This window comes from Acinetobacter sp. 243_ASPC (assembly GCF_001054715.1).
In the GTDB taxonomy this organism is placed as follows: domain Bacteria; phylum Pseudomonadota; class Gammaproteobacteria; order Pseudomonadales; family Moraxellaceae; genus Acinetobacter; species Acinetobacter soli.
In genome coordinates this window covers 17,320-40,520 of sequence record NZ_JVOR01000040.1, presented here as the reverse complement: position 1 = coordinate 40,520, position 23,201 = coordinate 17,320, and the positions used below count along the sequence as shown (strand labels likewise).

22 protein-coding genes and 1 other RNA gene are annotated in these 23,201 nt (G+C 41.8%); 8 read left to right on the top strand and 15 right to left on the bottom strand.

The window, feature by feature from the left end; translation table 11 throughout:
- The 3 genes from ADA42_RS04120 to ADA42_RS04110 all read left to right on the top strand — a co-directional run bounded on the left by ADA42_RS04120 (position 1) and on the right by ADA42_RS04110 (position 2,185).
- Complete coding sequence (locus tag ADA42_RS04120; RefSeq protein ID WP_004936824.1) at positions 1 to 444, top strand: RNA-binding S4 domain-containing protein; 444 nt, start codon at positions 1 to 3, stop codon at positions 442 to 444.
- Between the two features lie 158 nt (positions 445 to 602).
- The gene (gene recA, locus ADA42_RS04115) at positions 603 to 1,655 is read left to right on the top strand and encodes a recombinase RecA (RefSeq protein ID WP_025094874.1); all 1,053 of its coding nucleotides are present in this window, start codon (positions 603 to 605) and stop codon (positions 1,653 to 1,655) included.
- Between the two features lie 50 nt (positions 1,656 to 1,705).
- A complete protein-coding gene (locus tag ADA42_RS04110) occupies positions 1,706 to 2,185 on the top strand; it encodes a regulatory protein RecX (RefSeq protein WP_048763734.1) in 480 nt (159 codons plus the stop codon).
- A gap of 11 nt (positions 2,186 to 2,196) precedes the next feature.
- On the opposite strand, the gene ffs is transcribed toward ADA42_RS04110, so the two are convergent.
- Positions 2,197 to 2,293: signal recognition particle sRNA small type (ffs, locus tag ADA42_RS17850), an RNA gene on the bottom strand.
- 306 nt (positions 2,294 to 2,599) lie between these two features.
- On the opposite strand from ffs, the gene ADA42_RS04105 reads away from it, so the two are divergent.
- A complete protein-coding gene (locus tag ADA42_RS04105; RefSeq protein WP_048763732.1) occupies positions 2,600 to 3,415 on the top strand; it encodes a YbgF trimerization domain-containing protein in 816 nt (271 codons plus the stop codon).
- 43 nt (positions 3,416 to 3,458) lie between these two features.
- Here ADA42_RS04105 and lpxA read toward each other — a convergent pair whose 3' ends face one another.
- From lpxA to rimO, 12 genes are all read right to left on the bottom strand, one after another.
- Positions 3,459 to 4,247 carry an acyl-ACP--UDP-N-acetylglucosamine O-acyltransferase gene (gene lpxA / locus ADA42_RS04100; protein ID WP_004936813.1) on the bottom strand — a complete coding sequence of 263 codons (789 nt, stop codon included), beginning with the start codon at positions 4,245 to 4,247 and terminating at the stop codon, positions 3,459 to 3,461.
- On the bottom strand, positions 4,244 to 4,729 hold the full coding sequence (gene fabZ / locus ADA42_RS04095) for a 3-hydroxyacyl-ACP dehydratase FabZ (protein WP_025094871.1): 486 nt from the start codon (positions 4,727 to 4,729) through the stop codon (positions 4,244 to 4,246). The genes lpxA and fabZ overlap by 4 nt, the downstream gene beginning before the upstream one ends.
- Before the next feature lie 6 nt (positions 4,730 to 4,735).
- Positions 4,736 to 5,806, bottom strand: coding sequence for a UDP-3-O-(3-hydroxymyristoyl)glucosamine N-acyltransferase (gene lpxD, locus ADA42_RS04090; RefSeq protein WP_004936807.1), 1,071 nt, complete (start codon positions 5,804 to 5,806; stop codon positions 4,736 to 4,738).
- A 3-nt stretch (positions 5,807 to 5,809) separates the two neighbouring features.
- Entirely contained in the window at positions 5,810 to 6,310 is a 501-nt protein-coding gene (locus ADA42_RS04085) for an OmpH family outer membrane protein (RefSeq protein WP_048763730.1), read from the bottom strand.
- A 48-nt stretch (positions 6,311 to 6,358) separates the two neighbouring features.
- Positions 6,359 to 8,845: an outer membrane protein assembly factor BamA gene (gene bamA, locus ADA42_RS04080; RefSeq protein WP_004936801.1), complete on the bottom strand. Its 2,487-nt coding sequence runs from the start codon at positions 8,843 to 8,845 to the stop codon at positions 6,359 to 6,361.
- Positions 8,846 to 8,885: 40 nt separating this feature from the next.
- Positions 8,886 to 10,241: an RIP metalloprotease RseP gene (rseP, locus tag ADA42_RS04075; protein ID WP_004936798.1), complete on the bottom strand. Its 1,356-nt coding sequence runs from the start codon at positions 10,239 to 10,241 to the stop codon at positions 8,886 to 8,888.
- Between the two features lie 4 nt (positions 10,242 to 10,245).
- Complete coding sequence (ispC, locus tag ADA42_RS04070; RefSeq protein ID WP_048763728.1) at positions 10,246 to 11,442, bottom strand: 1-deoxy-D-xylulose-5-phosphate reductoisomerase; 1,197 nt, start codon at positions 11,440 to 11,442, stop codon at positions 10,246 to 10,248.
- Complete coding sequence (locus tag ADA42_RS04065) at positions 11,443 to 12,267, bottom strand: phosphatidate cytidylyltransferase (RefSeq protein ID WP_004936791.1); 825 nt, start codon at positions 12,265 to 12,267, stop codon at positions 11,443 to 11,445.
- 2 nt (positions 12,268 to 12,269) lie between these two features.
- A complete protein-coding gene (gene uppS / locus ADA42_RS04060) occupies positions 12,270 to 13,019 on the bottom strand; it encodes a polyprenyl diphosphate synthase (RefSeq protein WP_025094866.1) in 750 nt (249 codons plus the stop codon).
- A 6-nt stretch (positions 13,020 to 13,025) separates the two neighbouring features.
- Positions 13,026 to 13,580: a ribosome recycling factor gene (frr, locus tag ADA42_RS04055; protein WP_004936784.1), complete on the bottom strand. Its 555-nt coding sequence runs from the start codon at positions 13,578 to 13,580 to the stop codon at positions 13,026 to 13,028.
- Positions 13,581 to 13,657: 77 nt separating this feature from the next.
- Positions 13,658 to 14,389 (bottom strand): UMP kinase, encoded by a 732-nt coding sequence (gene pyrH, locus ADA42_RS04050; protein ID WP_004936781.1) that lies wholly within the window; start codon positions 14,387 to 14,389, stop codon positions 13,658 to 13,660.
- A gap of 53 nt (positions 14,390 to 14,442) precedes the next feature.
- Positions 14,443 to 15,786 carry a 30S ribosomal protein S12 methylthiotransferase RimO gene (gene rimO / locus ADA42_RS04045; protein WP_004936780.1) on the bottom strand — a complete coding sequence of 448 codons (1,344 nt, stop codon included), beginning with the start codon at positions 15,784 to 15,786 and terminating at the stop codon, positions 14,443 to 14,445.
- Positions 15,787 to 16,126: 340 nt separating this feature from the next.
- On the opposite strand from rimO, the gene glnL reads away from it, so the two are divergent.
- The 4 genes from glnL (at position 16,127) to argF (ending at position 20,506) form a co-directional block, all read left to right on the top strand.
- On the top strand, positions 16,127 to 17,236 hold the full coding sequence (gene glnL, locus ADA42_RS04040; protein WP_004936777.1) for a nitrogen regulation protein NR(II): 1,110 nt from the start codon (positions 16,127 to 16,129) through the stop codon (positions 17,234 to 17,236).
- On the top strand, positions 17,223 to 18,698 hold the full coding sequence (glnG, locus tag ADA42_RS04035; RefSeq protein ID WP_004936774.1) for a nitrogen regulation protein NR(I): 1,476 nt from the start codon (positions 17,223 to 17,225) through the stop codon (positions 18,696 to 18,698). The genes glnL and glnG overlap by 14 nt, the downstream gene beginning before the upstream one ends.
- 130 nt (positions 18,699 to 18,828) lie before the next feature.
- On the top strand, positions 18,829 to 19,485 hold the full coding sequence (locus ADA42_RS04030; protein WP_048763710.1) for a TetR/AcrR family transcriptional regulator: 657 nt from the start codon (positions 18,829 to 18,831) through the stop codon (positions 19,483 to 19,485).
- Positions 19,486 to 19,585: 100 nt separating this feature from the next.
- Positions 19,586 to 20,506 (top strand): ornithine carbamoyltransferase, encoded by a 921-nt coding sequence (gene argF, locus ADA42_RS04025; RefSeq protein WP_048763709.1) that lies wholly within the window; start codon positions 19,586 to 19,588, stop codon positions 20,504 to 20,506.
- A gap of 66 nt (positions 20,507 to 20,572) precedes the next feature.
- On the opposite strand, the gene ADA42_RS04020 is transcribed toward argF, so the two are convergent.
- The gene (locus ADA42_RS04020; protein ID WP_048763707.1) at positions 20,573 to 20,923 is read right to left on the bottom strand and encodes a YnfA family protein; all 351 of its coding nucleotides are present in this window, start codon (positions 20,921 to 20,923) and stop codon (positions 20,573 to 20,575) included.
- Positions 20,924 to 23,200, bottom strand: coding sequence for an ATP-dependent Clp protease ATP-binding subunit ClpA (gene clpA / locus ADA42_RS04015; RefSeq protein ID WP_048763706.1), 2,277 nt, complete (start codon positions 23,198 to 23,200; stop codon positions 20,924 to 20,926).
- Position 23,201: the final 1 nt, after the last annotated feature.

The following is a 23,201-nucleotide window of genomic DNA, read 5'->3' as shown; positions in this document are numbered from 1 at the left end:
ATGTCAAAACAGCAACATGAAGAAAAAAGTATCGATTCAATGCGAGTCGATAAATGGTTATGGGCAGCTCGTTTCTTTAAAACACGTTCAATAGCAAAAGCTGCAATTGAAGGTGGCAAGGTTCACCACAACAATGAACGCGTAAAAGTTTCCAAAGATGTGCGTATTGGAATGGAGCTTACCATTCAGCAGGGAATCGAGCGTAAAACTGTTGTGGTTAAAGCACTATCGAGCATGCGTGGCCCTGCTCCAGTTGCACAACAGTTGTACGAAGAAACGCCTGTCAGTATTGCACGAAGAGAGTTGATTGCTTCGCAAAGAAAATTGCATAATTTAGCTCGACCAGATCATCGTCCATCCAAAAAAGATAGAAGACAAATCAATCGGTTCAAGCAAGATAATGATCAGCAGTTCGATCAATCGTGGTCATACAATGATGAGTAAACTCATTTGCGTTTTGAGCGTCATAATGTGTCGTACTAGCACATTATCGACATAGAAGAGAAAGAGCAAATCTGTCACTATACATCAGTGGAACGAGGTTGAAATTCAATACATCCACTTTGAATGAAAGTGATATTACACAGTTTTGAGGTTGTGAGATGGATGATAATAAAAGTAAGGCATTACAAGCTGCCTTAAGCCAGATTGAAAAACAGTTTGGTAAAAACACAGTTATGCGCTTAGGCGACAATACCGTGCAAGCCGTTGAAGCTGTTTCTACAGGTTCGCTCACGCTTGATATTGCGCTTGGCATTGGAGGTTTACCGAAGGGTCGTATTGTTGAAATTTACGGTCCTGAATCCTCAGGTAAAACCACCATGACATTACAGGCAATCGCTCAATGTCAAAAATCTGGCGGTACATGTGCATTTATCGATGCAGAACATGCACTGGATCCTCAATACGCACGCAAGCTCGGTGTTGATATTGAAAATCTTTTGGTTTCTCAGCCAGACAATGGTGAACAAGCCCTAGAAATCGCGGATATGCTGGTTCGCTCGGGTGCGATTGATCTAATCGTGGTCGATTCGGTTGCCGCATTGACCCCAAAAGCTGAAATTGAAGGTGAAATGGGCGACTCACATATGGGCTTGCAAGCCCGCTTGATGAGTCAAGCGCTACGTAAAATTACGGGTAATGCCAAACGCTCTAATTGCATGGTGATCTTCATTAACCAAATTCGTATGAAGATTGGTGTAATGTTTGGAAGCCCTGAAACCACAACGGGCGGTAATGCACTTAAATTTTATGCATCTGTTCGATTGGATATCCGTCGTATTGGCCAAGTAAAAGAAGGTGACGAAATCGTCGGTTCTGAAACCAAAGTAAAAGTGGTTAAGAACAAAATGGCCCCTCCTTTTCGCGAAGCTATTTTCCAGATCCTGTACGGTAAAGGTGTTAACCAGTTAGGTGAACTTGTCGATCTCGCAGTTCAACAAAATATTGTTCAAAAAGCAGGTGCTTGGTATTCATATCAAGGCAACAAAATTGGACAAGGTAAAAATAACGTGATTCGTTATTTTGAGGAAAATCCAAGTATTTCGGCAGAAATTGAACGCGCTATTCGCGAACAATTGCTCACCAAAAATACAGATCCAGCCGCTGCGCATGATGATGAGCCAGAAGAACAGCCCGACTTTATTGAAAGTTAAGCCACCACACTATCAAACGCCCTCTGGGGCGTTTTTTCATGAGTTTGAATATGTATTTCCAAAAAAAGAAACCCGATAATCCCACCCTAACAGGCACTCGCCTTCGCTCTTTAGCATTTGCACTTCTAACGCGAAAAGAATACAGCAAAGCTGAATTAATTGAGAAACTCAATCTGTACGCGCTTGATCAAGCCGAAGTCATACAATTGGTAGAGGAGTTATCAGATCAGAACTATCAAAGTGATCAGCGTGTTGCAGAAATGGTTCTGGCCAGTCAAATGCGCAAAGGTAAAGGTCCTAATCAAATTAAACACGCTTTAAAGAAGAAAGCGCTTGATCGTGAATTAATTGATGACGAATTCAATGATATCGACTGGTTTGAACAGGCATATCAATTAAAAAGAAAGAAGTTTGGTGATACTGTGGAGAAAGATCCTAAACAAAAAGCAAAGCAAATTCGGTTCTTACAATATAGAGGTTTTGATATGGATATTATTTTGAAAGCGATAAATTACACAGCAGAAGATTAGAATGGTGGTAACCCTACTAGCAAAACCTCGGCACATTATAGATCTGCTACCGTTGCTACCTTCCGGTCCTGGCGGGGTTCACAGAGTACAATTGCGAAGCCACCAGCAGGGCTACCATTGCAAGAACAGAGTATAGAGATTTTTATAAGCCTTGCAAGTACTAATTAAGGTTTTAAGTCAAAATCAGTTTCAAGTGGTGAATTCATCATCAGCTCATTCATTTTAAAGGCAAAATTTAAACCAATTGAATCGTTTCATGCTTTCACTTATTAAAATGCTACAAGTTTGTAAGTACATCTTGCATTTCTATATACCAATGCTTTAATGACTACATGAAATGACAACAGTATTTAAGATGACTCTGCTCGTCTTATGCATAGCGCATTTTTCTAAGTTTTTAAATGGAATTCTCTTATGCTCAACAAGCATTTGCTTTTTACAGCCGTTCTTCTTTCTATTGGCGCACAAACATATGCAAATATTCCCATTGAATCGCGTGGTCTGAGTCAAAACACTGGTAGTTCTTTATCTGGTACATCTCCTGCTGCACCCATTAATATTAACTGGGAGCTCATGCAAAAAAACCAGCAGCTTGAAAACGAGATTCGTAGCTTACGCGGTAAATTAGAAGAACAAGACAACGAAATTGAAAAACTGAAGAATGACTTACAAAATCGCTATACCGATCTTGATCAACGACTGGAGTTATTGAATCAGAAACTTGATCCTGATAGTACTTCTGCTGATCCGGATGCGCAGTCGAATACAGCATCCCCTACAAATACCACCATTGCGCCTTCAGATGCCTCAAATTCAGCTCCAGCTGGCAATAACGCTACCCCTACTGCTAATCAACAAGATCCAGTAGAACTTGAAAAGGCCGCTTACACAGTTGCTTTAGATGCCTATAAACAAGGCGGTGCAAAAAAAGCGATTGCTCCCATGCAAAATTTTATCAAGAATCACCCCAATAGCATCTATACAGGGAACGCTTACTTCTGGTTAGCAGAATTTAACTTGGCTACAGATCCGGTGAACTATTCAGAAGCTAAAAAGAATTATGATATTGTCGTAAAACGCTATCCAACATCAAGCAAGGCGCCACGTTCACTTTATCAGCTCTATAGTATCGCCAAAGATGTTGAACACAACACGACAGCAGCCAACCAACTCAAGGCCAAGCTATTAAAAACCTATCCTCAAGCCGAAGAAGTAAAATACTTCAAATAGGCCAAAAAAAAGACACTTGATAGTGTCTTTTTTTATTAACGACTTAACGCACAATACCACGCTTTGAAGAAGTTACTGAGTCGATTAAAAGTTCAACTTCAGGCGTTTCGGGTAAGATATCGGTACGAATTTTTTCAATGGCCTGCTCAGTGGTCAATCCTGACTTATAAATCAGCTTGTAAGCTTCACGTAAAGATTGAATCACATGCTTTGACCAGCCTTTACGACGCATACCTTCAACATTCATACCGAATGCATGTGCTGGATTTCCAGAGACCATAACATAAGCTGGAACATCCTTTAAAATTAAAGATGCACCACCGACCATGCTATACGAGTCAATCTTACAGAACTGATGAATACCTGAGTTTCCACCCACAACCACATGGCTGCCAATTTGCACATGACCTGCAACGCCCACGTTATTTGCGAAGATATTATGGTCACCAATTTGGCAATCATGGGCAATATGCGTATTCACCATCAACAGGTTGTGGCTACCAATTTTGGTTAAGCTATTATCCTGTACTGTACCGCGATGTAGACTAGAATGCTCACGAATCAGGTTATGATCGCCGATTTCCAACCAAGTCTCTTCACCTTGATATTTAAGGTCTTGACACACTTCACCGACGCTTGCAAACTGAAAAATTTCATTATGCTCACCAATTCGGGTGAAACCACCAACAACGACATGCGAATGAAGTTTTGTTCCAGCCCCAATCGTGACGTTGGGACCAATTACACAATACGGCCCAATTTGAGCATCTGCTGCAATTACAGCAGATGGATCAATAATAGCGGTAGAATGAATTAGGTCGTTATTGCTCATGCCTGCTCTGTTCTTAAATGTGAAACTATAATTTCAGCGGTTGTTGCGACTTTACCATCAACTGTCGCAATACAATTGTACTTGTAAATACCACGCTTTTGCATCACAAGCTCAGCTTTTAACACCAGCTGGTCACCTGCAACCACTTGCTTTTTAAAACGTACTTTCTCTGCGCCTGCAAACAGAAACAAAGAACCCGGCTTTGGTGTTTCATTATTCATAATGAAACCCAAAATACCTGCTACCTGTGCCAGTGCTTCGACAATCAAAACACCAGGCATAATTGGATAGTTTGGAAAATGGCCTTGAAAAAACTCTTCGTTAATCGAAACGTTTTTATAACCTACAATATTATTTTCACCGACTTCAGTTACACGGTCGACCAAAAGAAATGGATAGCGGTGCGGTAAGTATTCACGAATTTTTTGAATGTCCATTGGCAATTCAGGGATCGTAAACGCAGGAGTGTTTGACTCAGTCATCATATTCTATTTACGCAATTTAAAAGTTGATTCAAGAGACTCAATTTGAGCTTGTATATGATCGAGTCGTTTCATGACTTGGGTCAATGGCACATCTGCTAATTGTCTAAAGCGAACAATTGTACGTTTCCAATGATGATTGTCCAAAAGACCTGTACCTGAAGAATAAGTTCCGGCTTCAGAAATACTTTTTGTGACCATTGACATTCCCGTTAACGTCACATTATCTGCAATGTTGATGTGACCTACCACACCACAGGCACCCGCAAGGATACAGTTTTTGCCAATTGTGGTACTGCCTGCAATCCCGCAATTGGCTGCAATTGCAGTATTCGCACCGATATGCACGTTATGAGCGATTTGCACAAGATTATCAATAATCACGCCATCTTCAATAATAGTGTCATCAAGTGCCCCACGATCGATACAGCAATTTGAACCAATACGCACATCATTACCGATTCGAACTTTGCCTAATTGCACAATACGGTGCCATCGACCCTGATATGGTGCAAAACCAAATCCTTCCCCGCCAATCACGGTATTGGCATGGATACGTACACGATCCAAAATTGTGGTGCCTTCAAGCAAAGAAACATGTGAATCGATCATACAATTATGACCAACAGATACATTATCTGCCAACACAGTATGAGAAAGAATAACGGTATTTTCACCAATCTTGCAGTCTTCACCAATGACTACATAATGGCCGATATAGACATTTTCAGGAACAACGACTGATGGATGTATTTGAGCCGTCGCTTCAATTCCAGTTTGCGTATGCTTTTTTTCAAAAACATGCGTCAATTTAGCAAATGCCAGATAGGGATTATCCACAACAATAAAATTCTGATGCTGTGTCAGCTTTTCTTTCAACTCTTGCTGAACAATGAGTGCACCGGCCTGTGTGGAAATTGCAGCATCAAGATACTTTTCTCCATTCACAAAGGCAATGTGTTGGTTATCTGCATGCTCAAGGCTTGCCAAACCCGACAATTTCAGTGCTGCATCACCAAAAAGCTCACCTTGTACAAGATGAGCCAATGTTTCTAAAGAATATTGATGAACTTTCATGGATTATTTAATTGCATTCACTTTTTGAATCATTTTGTCAGTTAAATCATCTTTTGTATCCGATGCGATCACTGCATTTTTATTCAATACATAATCCAGATTATTCTCTTTTCTGAGTTGCTCAGCCGCTTGTTTGACACGTGCTTCAAAGGTGTTGTTCATATTCTGCAACCCACCCTGAACTTTGGTCTGCAAGCTTTGCTGAGTTGAATTGAACTCACTTAATTTGGCCTGATACTGTTGATTCAGCTTTTGAATATCAGCTTCTTTCATACTCCGCCCTTCAGTTTCAGCTTTTTGGCGAAGCGCATCAAGCTCTTTACCCAACTGTTCTAAACGCGTTGTACTTGGCTTTACCGACTGGTTCAAATTTGCATTTTGCTGTTTTAGATAGGTGCTGTTATCGACTACGCGAGCCAGATCAACCACTCCAATACCAGCAGCATGTGTAAGACCCGATGATGCAGTACCGAGAACCAGTAAAATTTTGTTCATTTTATTCATAACTGTTCCTTAATCAGGAAAACATACAGATCAAAAGTGAACCGTACTTTAGAAAGTACGGCCAATTTCAAATTGGATCGATTGTGTATCGTCACCATCTTTTTTGTTAAGTGGGTATGCATAACTCAAAGATAATGGACCAATCATCGTAATCCACGTAAAGCCTACACCCACACTATATCTGAGGTTACCCAGATCGAAGCCGTAGTTATCTTCACAATACTTCTTGGCATCTACACCATTAATCGAATATTTCCCAGATGGAAGATCACATTTGGTGTCAAAAACTTGACCGCCTTCAGCAAAGATCACTGGTCTGAACTGACGCGCCCAGTCACCTTTAAACGGTACAGGGAGTGCAAGCTCTGTACCAAACTGCACCAGTGCATTACCACCGACTGCTTCCCAATCAGGATCAGTCTTACCAGATTCTTGATAAACAACACCCGGATAACGCGGACCTAATGTGCTACTTTCGAAACCACGTACCGAACCGTAACCACCAGCAAAGAAGTTCTTATAGAATGGTAAATCATTGCCATAACCAAGTTTACCGTAGCCTCTGAGTACGAAGTCTTTTCCTAATGGGAAATAGGCTTGCGTATCGTATGATAACTTCTGGTAATCGACGTCACTACCCGGCAAACCTACTTCAAGGTTAACACGATGTGACGTACCTGAGGTTGGTAAAATCGGACGATTAAGGGTGTTGTATGACCATCCTAAGTTGAGGATATAAGTGAGATAGTCACCCTCAAATTGAGAGTCATAAGTAACCGTCGATCCTGCAGGACACGTAAAGTTATTCGCTTCGGTCAGATCAACAGTACAATATGTCGATGTACCTGTCGTTTTTCCGCCATTCGCCAATAAGTAATCACGTACATAAGTAGAGACATACGGACCAGTTTTTACTTTAGTCGAATCGATACCCAAAGATGCACTTAAGCTTTGATTTTCATCAATTGGATAACCAAATGACAAACTGCCACCAAAACTATCCGTGACATAGTTATTAACAGTGTATTCGTCGTTGAGTTTGGTTTTACGGTAGTAAAGGTTGTAACCACGACTTACACCATCAATGGTAAAGTAAGGGTCTGTAACACTTAAGTTGTAATAGTCTTGTGTTTGCGAACGAGTCAAGTCAAGTGCAAAACGATTCCCCGTACCGAGCAAGTTGGTTTGACTTAAACCTGCTTGGAAGGTAATACCTGCACTTTGAGAATAACCTACAGCCAAGGTTGTAGAACCTGAATGCTGCTCTTCTACATTGACATTAAGATCAACTTCATCTGGTGAGTTTGGTACACGAACTGGCTTGATATCAACTGTTTTGAAGAAGCCTGTACGCTCCAGACGCACTTTTGAAAGATCAATTTTTTCGTTACTTGCAAGTGCGCCTTCCATCTGACGCATTTCGCGGCGCAATACATCATCAGCGGTTTTGGTATTCCCCGTAATATTGATACGACGAACTTTAACCTGCTGACCCGGGTTGATATAGTAATTAAGATCAACCACACCGGTTTCATTATTGATTTGCGGAACAACATTCACTTCTGCAAAGTAATAACCAGCATTACCGTATTTACGCAAAAGCAATTGCTTAACAGCATTTACTTTCTCTTGCGAGTAAGTATCACCGTCTTTATAGATTTTGAGAGCTTCTAACTCTTGTGGCTGATAAAGCGCATCGCCAAGAAACTTGGTTTGACCAAATTTAAACTGACTGCCTTCAGTAACAGATACTTCAACAAAGATTTTTTTCTTGTCTTCGCTGATATTTAACTGAGAGTTATTAATATTGAAATTAATATACCCTTTGTTTAAATAAAGCGCGCGCAGTGATTCAAGACTTGCCGCCATTTTCTCACGTGCATAACGATCATTACGCGTAACAATTGAAGACCAGCCGCTCTCTTTAATGGCAAAGGCTTGCTTGATATCACTGTCACTAAATACAGTATTACCAATCAGATTGATTTCGACAACTTTAGCAGGCTTTCCTTCATAGAAATCCAGCTTTAAAGCAACACGGTTATTTGGCTGCGCGATGGTCTCAACTTTGATGTCTGCATCATAGCGACCTTGCTGCGCATATTGCTGCTCAAGTTCCGTTTCAATGGTCTGTAGTGCTGAGCTTTTAAGCACATCACCTTCAACCACACCCATTTTTTTCAGACCTTCAGTCAAGGCCTCTTTAGGAATAAGCTTATTGCCTTTAAATTCAATTTTAGAGATGACTGGCCGTTCAACCACTCTAAAGGTGAGGACATCGTTTTGCTTATAGGTTTTGATGTCATCGAAAAGACCCGTTGCATACAATGTACGAATGGCATCGGCAATCGTAGGATCATCAACACGATCCCCACTGTTAATCGGTAACATATTGTAAACATTTGAAGGTGTAAGACGGACTAAGCCTTCTATTTTTACTTCGCGTGCAATGAAACCATTTGCTGCATATGCTTGTTGTACCGCTGCCATAGCACTAACAAGTGCCAAAGGCATTAATAAATGTGTGTGCCGCATGCCAGTTTTTTCCAGTAAGTTAATTTTTCCATATCAGCGTTTATAGACGCATAAAATCATTAAAAAGCGCTAAAAGCATCATGCTACCGAGCAGTACCATACCAATTTTTAGACCGAACATTTGTATTTGTTCGGAAACAGGTTTACCGCGTATGGCTTCAATAAAGTAATAAACCAAATGTCCTCCATCCAGCATAGGAATCGGCAGCAAGTTTAAAATCCCCAAACTCACACTCATGAGAGCCATAAAAGAGATAAATGTTTGCCAGCCCATTTCTGCGCTTTGACCTGCAACTTTAGCAATTGTAATCGGACCTGATAAATTCTCAAGACCAATCAAACCACGAACCATTTTCACAATGGAATTCAATATCATGCCAGAGATTTGCACGGTCTTATCAACAGCCATACCCATTGCCTGGATAGGAGTATATTGAATTAACTGCTTATATTCAGCAGGAATCGTTACCTTACCAGGATTACTCTGAACACCCAGCATTCCTGTAACATTACCCATACTGTCACGTTTACCTTGTGGCATCACTTGTAAGTGAACAAGCTGCCCCTCGCGTAAGACATCTATATTAAGCAATTTCTCAGGTGATTTTTGAACAATATCGACCACATCGAACCAATCGTTCATCTTTAAGCCGTTTATACTTAAAATGCGATCTCCAACCTTCATCCCCTGACGTATTGCAGCACCATCCTCACTCAACTGATGAATGACTGCTGGCATGGCTGGACGATACGGCAGAAAACCAAGTACATCAAGCGCTGATTGGCTCTGATTTTTCAAAAAATCTTGTATCGGCAAATTTACCGTTTTATCTGTACCCTGATCATTGACCATGACACGGATTTGACCCGTTTCACCTGCACGATCAACCAGTGCAAAATTTAGACGCTCCCAAGTAGGTGTTTCTTTACCATCGACAGATACAACTTGATCACCTGCTTTTAATCCCATTTCGGCTGCAGGTGTATTGGGAATAACTTTCCCAATTCGGGTATTGAGCTGTTCTTGTGAAGGTAAAAAGAGAATCCAAAACAAAACCACAGCAAACAGTAGATTAATCAAAGGGCCTGCCGCGACAATTGCAATCCGTTTCCATGGCGATTGACGATTAAACGCATACGGCAAGTCAGCCTCGGCCACATTACCTTCACGCTCATCAAGCATCTTGACATATCCACCGAGCGGCAACGCCGAAAGCTGATACTGTATGCCCGATTTTTTAGACGTCCATTTAAGTAATGTTGGCCCAAAACCAATTGAATAGACCAAAACTTTCACGCCCAGTTTTCGAGCCACCCAGTAATGACCAAACTCATGTATCGCAATAAGAGGACCTAGCAGCAATATTGCAGCGATGACAATATACAATACACTCATCTTTCTAGCCTCTGATCTGTTGGATGTAACGACCTGCAACCTGTCGTGCTACAGCATCGATCTCTAAAACATGCTCAATACTGGTTGCCTTATCATTTTGCACGTGATTCAGCACATGCTCAACCACTTCCGGTATCGAAGTGAATTTTATTTTATGATTTAAAAATGCCTCAACTGCAATTTCATTGGCTGCATTAAGTATACATGGCGCCAAACCACCAGATCGCATCGCTTCTCTGGCAAGCGTTAAGGAAGGAAACTTTTGTGTATCAGGCTGTCTAAAATTCAACTGCGCGTGAGCAAAGACATCCAGAGCTGGGACATCTGTTGCTATACGCTCAGGCCACGCCAGTGCATGCGCAATTGGTGTACACATATCTGGATTCCCCATTTGCGCTAACGTAGAACCATCTACATATTGAACCATGGAGTGAATAATACTTTGTGGATGAACGACAACTGTAACAAAATGTTCAGAAATTGAAAACAAATGACAGGCTTCGATTAACTCAAGCCCTTTATTCATGAGTGTAGCGGAATCAACAGAAATTTTTTGTCCCATTGACCAGTTTGGATGTTTACATGCTTGTTGCGGAGTTACTTGTGACAACAAATCATCTGGATAATCCAGAAATGGCCCACCCGATGCAGTCAATAAAATTTGAGATACACCAAGCTGAGGAGATCCTGTTGGGGACAGACTCAAGTAATTATGTGGTAAAGACTGAAAAATCGCATTGTGTTCTGAATCGACAGGCAACAACAAGGCACGATGTTCGCGAGCAGCCTGCATCATGATATCACCAGACATCACCAGCGATTCTTTGTTTGCAAGCAATACACGCTTACCTGCCTTAACTGCTGCGAGTGTTGGCAGCAAACCCGCCGCACCTACAATCGCCGCCATCACAATGTCTACGTCCGGAGCAGAAGCCACACTGATCAAACCTTCAGATCCGACCCGAATCTCAATGTGTTCAAGTTGAGCATCGATAAAAAGCTGTTTAAGCTGAACAAATTTTTCAGCAGGAATCACCACAACTTGAGGATTTACCCGTTTGCATATCGCCAGTAGTTCATCAATTCGACTATATGCGGTAACGGCATATACTGAATATTGATCTGGATGCTGCTCTAAAACTCTTAAAGTGCTTTGCCCAATCGAACCGGTCACACCCAATATACAAACAGATTGTGTCATTTATAAATCTACACCAATGAGCTTCAATAGATAAATTCCTGCAGCAAAAACAGGAGCAGCAGCCAACAATGAATCAATTCGGTCGAGTACACCACCATGACCTGGCAAAATACGTCCTGAATCCTTGATTCCCGCTCGACGCTTAATCATGGATTCAAACAAATCACCTAAAACAGAGGCAAATACAGTCAATAAAGATAAAATCAGAAAAAGAATATGTTGTGCAAGGGATAGATCTAGATAAAAGAACTCAACCACAATAATCACGACAACCGTGATCACTACACCACCAATCAATCCCTCAATTGATTTATTTGGACTGACCGTTGGTGCAAGTTTTCGCTTACCAAATTTACGCCCAACAAAGTAAGCACCAGTATCTGCGCCCCAAACCAGAAGAAATAGATACATCAGCCACCACGGAGATGCTTTCCATACCTCAAAGATCGCAGTGACAGCAGCACTCACCAGAATTAGACCAAGTATATACAATGTCGCGTTGTACCAGCCATCGTACTCCGGATAAGATTTCACCCAGAAGCTACTCACCAACCATGTCAAAATGGATGCCGACCATAGTAAGAGTGCCACGTCATTATAAAATAACGCCAGCCCTGCAATCAGTGCAACTACAGCACCATAGCACCATGCTTTAGGCTTGACCACATGTGGTGTGGTTCTTGGCATAAGCTTGAACCACTCATAGCCTGCAACACCTGCCGCTAAGATCATCAATCCAAACATAGGATAATGCGATTGGGTAGCAAACATGCAGATCAGCACCACTGCCACTAACACCAACGCGGTTAGGATCCGCTCTAACATTATTAATTCTCAATTTTATCTTGTTGGATTTGCTCTGATGTTTTACCAAAACGGCGTTCACGGCCAGCAAAAACATCTAATGCGTGGTCGAACTCTTGAGTTGAAAACTCTGGCCACAATGTTTCTGTAAAGTAAAGCTCTGCATAGGCAGCCTGCCAAAGCAAAAAGTTAGACAAACGATAATCGCCTCCAGTTCGAATCAATAAATCGACTGGTGGAAGCTCGTTCAGACTAACATACTGACCAAATAAGGAAGCGTCAATTTGTCCAATATCCAGATGACCCGTGTGTACATCACTGGCAATTTGTTTTGCCGCCTCTGCAATGTCCCACATCCCACCATAGCTCACAGCAATGGTTAGCGTCATGGAGCTAAAACTTGCTGTTTCTTGCTCTGCACTTCGCATAAGATCACGTAAATGAGGAGATAACCGCGAACGATCACCAATAAACTGCAACTGAATATTGAATTTACGCATGCGAGGCAATTGCTCATGAATCGCCTCCTCAAGAAGCTTCATCAGCAAATCGACTTCAATTTGCGGACGATTCCAATTTTCACTCGAAAAAGCAAAGACCGTTAAGGCCTGAATTCCTCTTGAACGGCAATGCTCAACAATCGGGTCTAAACTATTTTTACCCTCTCGATGACCATCTCCTTTTTGCATTTGATTTTTTTTGGCAAAACGGTTGTTGCCATCCATAATGATGGCAACATGTTTTGGAAGATGGTGCTCTTCTAATAAGGTCATAAAAACTTAGACCTTCATCAATTCTGCTTCTTTTGCTGCCAAACGCTTATCAACTTCAGCAACATATTTATCGGTAATTTTTTGAATATCATCACCTGCACGGCGCTCATCATCTTCAGAAATTTCTTTTTCTTTCAACAATGCTTTGATATCACCAAGTACATCACGACGAATATTACGGATCGCGACTTTGGCATTTTCAGCTTCTGTACGTGCAACTTTTTGCATGTCACGACGTGTTTCTTCAGTCAAAGCGGGTAACGGCACACGAATCGCGTCTGCAGTGATTGGGTTTAAACCCAAGTCGCTTTCACGAATCGCTTTGTCAATTGCAGATACCATCGTACGTTCAAATGGCTGAACAATAAGCGTACGTGAATCTTCAACACCCACGTTTGCAACCTGATTAAGCGGCACATCTGAACCATAGTAAGGAACCATGACACCATTTAAAATTGATGGATGTGCACGACCTGTACGAACTTTTGCAAAACCTTGCTCTAGCGATTCTAGAGTTTTTTGCATACGCTGTTCGCTGTCTTGTTTGAGATCGTTAATCATATGATCTTCCTTACTTATTCATTCAAAAAGTGTAAAACTAAATTAGTGGGCTAGTATAAAGAGCTTTAAAGGCGCCGTCATCTGTTGGTGACGTGGGTTCCTTCTTTTTCACCCATGATAACCGACAATAGTGCACCTGGCTTATTCATATCGAATACTTGTAACGGCACATTATGATCACGGCATAAGCAAATCGCAGTCAAATCCATTACACCGAGTTTTTCGTCAAGCACTTGATCAAAGCTCAATTGATCGTACTTAACAGCATCATCGTATTTACTTGGATCTTTATTATAAACACCATCAACTTTTGTGGCTTTTAAAATAAGATTAGCTTCAATCTCAATACCGCGCAAACATGCAGCTGTATCCGTTGTAAAAAATGGATTTCCGGTACCTGCTACAAATACACAGACTTCACCCTGACCCAAATAACGAATTGCATCACGACTTGAGTATGGTTCTACCACAGTACCAATCGACAAAGCAGACATCAAACGAGTTTTAATGTTACGGCGTACTAGTGCATCGCGCATCGCTAGACCATTCATGACCGTCGCCAGCATGCCCATTTGATCGCCAGTTACACGGCCTACCAAACCATCTTTTTGCAATTGACTGCCACGGTATAGGTTACCACCACCAACTACGATACCAACCTGCACACCCAAGCCGACCAAGTGTGCAATCGATAAAGACATTTGGTCGAGCACTTGAGCATCGATTCCCATATCTTTATTGCCTGACAATGCTTCGCCCGACAGCTTTAACAAAATTCGTGAATAGCGAGGACTGTTCGTATCAGCCATAATTATGCTCCAAAATGCGATGTTTAAATTGAATTCTGTTTGTTAACGCGCAACTAAGCTGCTTTGATCTTGATCAGCTTGGCATATAAGTCATATTCGTCAGCATCGGTAATTTCCACTTCCAGCAACTGGCCAGGCTGAATCATGGATTTATCAATATCTTCGACAAATACGTTCCCATCGATTTCAGGTGCATCAGCATAAGAGCGAGCCACTGCTACTGGAAATTCATCTTCAAGATCATCCACCAAAACAGTCATGGTTTGACCGATACGCTTTTGCAATTTGGCAGCCGAAATTTCTTGCTGAACTTGCATAAAACGCTCGTAACGATCTTGTTTAATCTCTTCTGGAACATGATCTGGCAAATCGTTTGCTGTCGCACCTTCAACAGGTGAATAGGTAAAGCAACCTACGCGATCGAGCTGGGCCTCTTTAAGCCATTCCAATAAAATTTGGAAATCTTCTTCAGTTTCACCCGGGAAACCGACCACAAAGGTTGATCGAATGACGAGATCCGGGCATTTTTCACGCCATACTTTTAAACGCTCTAAAGTATTTTCACTATGGGCTGGTCGCTTCATCAATTTTAAGATGCGCGGACTGGCGTGCTGAAAAGGAATATCTAAATACGGCAAAATTTTGCTTTGAGCCATCAAATCAATTACGGCATCGACATGCGGATAGGGATAAACATAATGTAAGCGTACCCAGATACCCATCTGACCCAAGGCTTCACACATGTCGTAAAATTTGGTTTTTACAGGTTGACCGTTCCAGAAATCAAGCTTGTATTTGGTATCGACACCATAAGCAGACGTATCTTGTGAGATCACCAAAACTTCTTTAACACCAGAACGCTTAAGCGCTGCGGCCTCTTCAAGTACCGATCCAACTGGACGCGATACTAGATCACCACGCATACTTGGAATGATACAAAAGGTACAACGATGATTACAGCCTTCTGAAATCTTCAAGTACGCATAATGCTTTGGTGTAAGACGAATACCTTGCTCTGGAACTAAATCGATAAACGGGTTATGTTTAGGCGGCGCAGGCACATACTCGTGTACCGCTTCCATCACATCTTGATACGCTGCTGCACCAGTGACTTTAAGCACATTTGGATGCATTTGACGGATTTTGTCTTCGTCTTTACCCAAGCATCCTGTCACAATTACACGGCCATTTTCATTCATGGCTTCGCCAATCGCATCTAATGACTCTTGTACTGCAGATTCAATGAAACCACAGGTATTCACAACAACTAAATCTGCACCATCGTAATTTGATGCTACTTCATAACCTTCAGTACGCAACTGAGTTAAAATTCGTTCAGAATCTACCAATGCCTTAGGACAACCTAAAGATACAAAACCGACTTTGGGGGATTTCATGAATCTGCACTCCACTAGAATCCGCGTATTGTATGATGTTTCTGAAAAGAAAAACAGGTCGATTCATTAACGATTCATTAGCGCACCAAAATAATTCATAAAAATTTATATTTTCATCAAAATGCACCAATTAAATGCATAATTACAGATCATGACGCTAAGAATGTGTTAAAAAAATTCACTGATAGACCACATAGCACATTTTTAACTCAAAAATATTGCTATTGCACTTTAATTGGCAAAGTTGGCGTGCATTTTGCTTCGGATATATCTCATAACAAGGACAGATATTTTTTAACAAGATGCCATTGCGCCATTTTAAAACAGGATACTTCCGCTAATGGATCACCAACCGACTATCGACTACCGACTTTTAGTGGACAATATGACCACTGCTATTTTATTGGTCGATAGCAATCTGAATGTGTTTTATTTGAACTCATCCTGTGAAGCACTATTCGACATCAGCCTATTAAGGGCTGCCGGTCAACCTGCCATTAACTTAATGCATGCACCTGATGATACCTTTAATACCTACGAGGCGCTTTTAAATACCCTGAATTCTGGGCAGCATTATACGCGGCGTGAAGCGGTAATTAATGTCAATTTCAAAGACATTCATGTCGACTACACCGTTTCACAGCTCAATACCGGCAAACCGTATCATCCATTGCTATTGATCGAGTTAAATCCGATTGATCGGATGCTGAAAATTTCTAAAGAAGAAAACTTTATTCAGCAACATCAAGTTGCACGGCAACTGATTCGCGGCGTTGCTCACGAAATCAAAAATCCGCTTGGTGGTATTCGCGGCGCAACTCAACTTCTGGCACGTAGTCTTAACGATCCGAAATACGAAGAGTTTACCGATATTATTATCAGCGAAGTGGATCGTCTTCGTAATCTGGCCGATACCATGCTGGGTTCGAGACAGCTACCAAGTTATGAAGACGTCAATGTGCACGAGCCTTTAGAGCGCGTGCGCTCACTAATAGTCAATCAAACCAAAAAGAAAATTAAGATTACGCGCGACTACGATCTCTCACTACCAGATGTCAAAGCAGATCGCGATCAACTCATTCAAGTCATGCTGAATATTAGTGTAAATGCCATTCAAGCCATGACAGAAAATAAGGAATTTTTCGTTGAAGAAGCGCCACATTTATCTTTACGTACGCGTATTCAACGACTAGTGACCATTAATGGGGTATTAAATCGCTCAGCCATTCGAATTGATATAGAAGACAATGGCCCGGGTATTCCGCAAGATATTATTGAATCTGTATTTTACCCACTGGTTACTGGGCGCGCCAAAGGCACAGGACTGGGCTTGAGTATTGCTCAAAATATTATGCATCAACACAACGGGATGATTGAATGCCAATCTGTACCCGGAAAAACTGTATTTAGCTTATATCTACCTTGGGAGACAGACCATGTCGCGAAATAAAATATGGGTAATTGACGACGATCGCGCCATGCGCTGGGTCTTAGAGAAAACCTTTAAAGAAGAAGGTTTTGATGTCACCAGTTTTGAAGAAGCTCAGACTGCGCTTGACCAATTACTCGACGATGCACCGGATGTGATCTTAACCGATATCCGTATGCCAGGTATCGATGGCCTTACTTTTCTAGGTAAAGTCAAAAACAGTAATCCAGATTTACCTGTGATTATTATGACAGCGCATTCAGATCTTGAATCGGCTGTGTCTAGTTATCAAACGGGTGCTTTTGAATACTTACCTAAGCCATTTGATATCGATGAAGCTCTTGCACTGGTCAATCGTGCCATCTTGCATATCAATAAATTACAGCAACAAGAAGCCAGCAAGTCAGCATCGGTTGCTCAATCAACTGAAATCATTGGCGAATCGCCTGCCATGCAGGAAGTATTCAGAGCAATTGGGCGCCTTTCTCAGTCGCATATCACTGTGTTGATCAATGGCGAATCGGGAACCGGAAAAGAACTGGTTGCACATGCACTGCATAAGCATTCGCCACGTAGCAGCAAACCCTTTATTGCGCTCAACATGGCCGCCATTCCAAAGGACTTAATTGAAACCGAGTTGTTCGGTCATGAAAAAGGTGCTTTCACTGGTGCCAATACACAGCGTCAAGGCCGCTTTGAACAGGCCAATGGTGGTACGTTATTTTTAGATGAAATTGGCGATATGCCATTTGAAACGCAAACACGACTACTTCGCGTACTTGCAGATGGCGAGTTTTATCGTGTAGGTGGCCATATTCCAGTTAAGGTCGATGTACGTATTGTTGCAGCAACGCATCAAGATCTAGAAAAACTGGTGAATGAAGGACGCTTCCGTGAAGACTTGTATCATCGTTTAAACGTGATTCGTATTCATATTCCTAAGCTGGCCCACCGCAGCGAAGACATTCCAATGCTGGCGCAGCACTTTCTTGCCCGAGCTGGAAAAGAGCTTGGGGTGAGTCCCAAGATTTTGCGTACCGAAACAACTGACTATATGCAGCAACTGCCATGGCCAGGTAATGTTCGTCAGCTCGAAAACACGTGCCGCTGGTTGACGGTTATGATTACTGGTCGAGAAGTTTATCCGGAAGATTTACCTTCTGAACTCAAACAAATCCCGATCCAGAAATCAGCAGATACAAATATTGCGACACCAAACTTTGATCGCATTTCTCTACATCACTGGGATGAGCTACTAGGCCAATGGGCGATTCAAAAGCTCAAAAATGGTGAGATGAAAATTTTGGATATTGCCACGCCAATGTTCGAAAGAACACTCATTAACGCGGCATTGCAACAAACTCGTGGTCGAAAACGCCATGCTGCTGAGTTACTTGGCTGGGGTCGAAACACCCTTACCCGAAAGCTCAAAGAGCTCGGTATTGCGGCTGAAGACGACGTAGAAGAAGAATCTGAAATCTAAATACTTTAAAGTGAGAGTCACATGTGGGCTCTCACTTTAAAAACCTCTCAGCCCCTGCACCAGCCCCAAAAGCACAACATCAAACAATTTGTTATACTTAAATACATGATTAGTATTACCCTCCTTTTTTATGTCTAAACAGATGACACGACAACCCTGCCCGACAAAGTGCGATCTCCCCTTAACACGTCGGGGGCATGAGCGCTGGCTGGCTTTATTACTTAGTGCGACAGAACTGTTTCTTGAAAAAGGGTATGATGCGGTGTCTTTAGATGATGTCGTAAATCATGCAGGTGGATCGAAAGCCTCGATTTATAAATACTTTGGTAGTAAAGAAGGTTTGTTTACTGCGATTTGTGATTATCGTCGCGAACTTTTTTTCAAAAATATCTATGCCTCTTACGACGCTCAACAGGATGATCTTCGTTCCTTTTTAACCAGCACCTTATATAACTTCTTTGCCAAAATTACCTGCACAGAAAATTCTGCTTTTATGCGTTTATTAATCGAGCAGTCACAGCGCAATCCAGATCTAGCCCTGTACTTGCACCAAAAAGGTCCAGAATATATTCAAAAATGCATTGCTGATGCACTGCAATATGCCGCAGAAAAAGGACAGATTGAGTGCAAAAAACCCTTAAATTCAGCCATGATGTACTTTGGTATCCTTCGAAATATTGAATGGAAGATTATTATGGGGGTTCCTTTAACGACCGATTGTGAGGATATTCACGAACACATCGATTATTGCGTTGATCTTTTTTTAAACGCACACAAACTAAACTAATTTTTTTGCATTTTTTGTATCATATAGTATATTAATCGATTGTTTTTTTCGTTCACCAACCAGCAACTAATTGTTATAAAACAATTATTGTGGAGTAACCATGGCTCTACGGCACTTTCTTACTTTACGCGATCTTTCTTCTACTGAATTAAAGAATCTCCTTGATCGAGCAAGCGAACTAAAACGCCAGCAACACAATAATGAACTGTTTCAGCCATTTAAAGGTAAAGTGTTGGGAATGATTTTTGAGAAATCAAGCACACGAACTCGCATTTCATTTGAAGCAGGAATAGCTCAATTTGGTGGAAGTGCAATTTTTCTTTCACCACGTGATACACAACTAGGCCGTGGTGAACCGATCGAAGATTCTGCACGCGTTATTTCAAGCATGCTTGATATTGTCATGATTCGCACCTTTGGTCACGATGTTGTGCAGCGCTTTGCATCTTACTCTTCTGTCCCTGTGATCAATGGTCTGACAGATGATCATCATCCATGTCAGTTACTTGCAGATCTTCAAACCTATCAAGAACATCGTGGAAATATTCAAGGCAAAACCGTTGCATGGATTGGCGACGGCAATAACATGTGTAATTCATATATTGAAGCTGCGCACATGATGGGCTTTAAATTAAAGGTTGGTGCACCTAAAGGTTATGAACCAAAACCTGAATTTATGGCTGAATTTGCGCACTGTGTTGAAGTATTTAATAATGCTGAAGATGCGGCTGTAAATGCAGATTTGATCGTGACCGACGTGTGGGCTAGCATGGGACAAGAAGAAGAACAAAAGTTACGTGAAGCAGCTTTTGCCGCATTTCAAGTCAATGAAAAACTGATGGAACTTGCTCATCCAGATTGTCTATTTATGCATTGCCTACCGGCACATCGTGGTGAAGAAATTTCTGAACACATGCTCGATCATAAAAGCTCTGTGGTATGGGACGAAGCTGAAAACCGATTGCATGCACAAAAAGCATTGATGGAATTTTTATTGAATGAAAATTTAAAGCGATCTTAAGCATAAATTTTAAAAAAGCCTGATCTCCAATATCAGGCTTTTTTTTGCATAAAATTTAATTGAGCGCTATTTGGGTTGCAAAATAATCAGACTTGCACCAAGTAAAACCACTGCTCCACCCAATAGATCCCAACGCGTTAGAGTAACTTGATCTACAAACCTCAGCCACATGAGTGCTGTAAAAATATAGATTCCACCATAAGCCGCATAAATACGCCCTGACGCTGCGGGATGCAACGTCAGCAACCAAACGAAAAGAGCCAAACTCAAGGCCGTTGGAATCCAGAGCCAAGCCGACTTACCCTCTTTTAAAATCAGATAAGGGAAATAACAACCAAGAATTTCTGCAACCGCAGTCACAAAAAACAACCCGAATACACTGAGTATTCGGGTTGCAGAGAAGTCTTCTAATAACATTTATGCAGGCTCTGCCGTTTGGTCCTCAAATACGGAAAGCTGTAATCCAACCTCTTTACCGTCTTCTTTTTTAACAGATACCGCAACATTACCGCCATGATCGGCCAGTTCACCAAATAGAATCATTTCAGCCAGTGGCTTTTTCAAATGCTCTTGGATTAAACGCTGCATAGGACGCGCACCCATTAAGCGATCATACCCGTTGGCCGCGAGCCAGTCACGTGCAGACTGATCCACCTCAAGTACCACTCTCTTATCATCGAGTTGTGCTTGAAGCTCAGTAAGAAACTTATCAACTACTGACTCAATCACAGTGGTTGGTAATGCTTTAAACTGAATCACACCATCAAGACGGTTACGGAACTCTGGAGAGAATGCGCGCTTCATGGCCTCTTGGTTATCGTTGCTGTTGTCTTGCTCGGTAAAACCAATACTGTTGCGTGAAATACTTTCAGCACCAATATTCGTTGTGAGCACGATGATCACGTTTCTAAAATCAGATTTGCGTCCGTTATTGTCGGTTAAAGAACCATGATCCATCACTTGAAGCAACAGATTAAAAACATCCGGATGCGCTTTTTCAATTTCATCAAGTAGCAATACACAGTGCGGATTTTTATGAATTGCATCTGTCAGTAAACCACCTTGATCATAACCGACATATCCAGGAGGCGCACCGATTAAACGAGATACTGCGTGACGCTCCATATACTCCGACATATCAAAGCGAACCAGTTCGACACCTAAAAGTTTTGCAAGCTGTTTGGTGACTTCTGTTTTACCCACCCCGGTTGGGCCAGCAAATACAAAATTACCGACAGGCTTATCTGGTGCTTTCAGACCTGCACGCGATAGTTTAATAGCAGAAGCAAGTGCAGTAATGGCTTCGTCTTGACCAAATACCACGCGTTTTAAATCGCGCTCCAGATATTCAAGCACTGCTTTGTCATCTTTCGATACCGTTTTAGGCGGAATTCGCGCAATTTTAGAAACAATATCTTCGATGTTCTCGACCGTAATCAAGCTGTCATCAAGTTCTGCTTTCAGACGGCGCTGCGCTCCGGCTTCATCAATCACATCGATTGCTTTGTCTGGCAAGAAACGATCATTGATAAATTTCGAAGAAAGCTCTACGGCAGCAACTAAGGCCTTATCGTCATACTCCACATGATGAAAGTCTTCAAACTTCGTTTTTAGACCACGTAAAATATCAATCGTTTCTTGGATACTTGGCTCGTTTACATCGATTTTTTGGAAACGACGCGATAAAGCATGATCTTTTTCAAATACCTGACGATATTCTTGGAAAGTGGTCGAACCAATGCAACGCAAAGTTCCATTTGCTAACGCTGGTTTGATGAGATTCGAAGCATCCATGGTACTGCCCATGCTTGAGCCAGCCCCGATAATCATGTGAATTTCATCGATAAACAAAATTGCATTTGGATTTTTCTTGAGTGCATTGAGTAGCTGTTTAAGGCGTTTTTCAAAATCACCACGGTACTTAGTACCCGCGACTAACGCACCGATATCAAGACTGTACACTTCAGCATGAGCTAGTGGCTTAGGTGCTTTACCATTTACAATTAGCCATGCCAATCCTTCTGCAATTGAGGTTTTACCCACACCCGGATCACCCACTAGAAGTGGATTATTTTTGCGACGACGACATAAGATTTGAGCCGTGCGTTCAATTTCTTTTTCGCGACCAATCAGCGGATCGGTTTTGCCTTTGAGCGCTTCATTGTTCAGATTAAGCGTAAATTGCTCTAGAGGGCCTGCATTAGACGAAGCTGAACTTTCACCTTCGATGTCTTCTACTTCTTCTTCAGACTGCGATTCATCTTTACGTGTACCGTGAGATAAATACTGAGTCAGGGTCAAACGATTAATTTGATGACGTTTGAGCAAATAAACCGCAAAGGAATCGCGCTCGGAATACATCGCAACCAGCACGTCGGCACCTTCGACTGTACGATCTCCACCGCTTGATTGCACATGGAAAATCGCGCGCTGCAAAATACGATCAAAACTTTCAGTCGGGTGCGGTGCTTGCTCGCTATTTTCCCCAAGTTTTGGTGTATGTTGCTCCACATATTCTTCTAGTTCTTTACGTAATGACACGATGTCTGCGCCACATGCTTTAAGTGCATTGACTGCTGAATCATTATCGAGCAAAGCCAGCAATAAGTGTTCTACAGTGAGAAACTCATGCCTTTTTTGACGAGCCATGCTTACAGCCAAACGTAAGGACACCTCTAATTGACGACTGAGCATA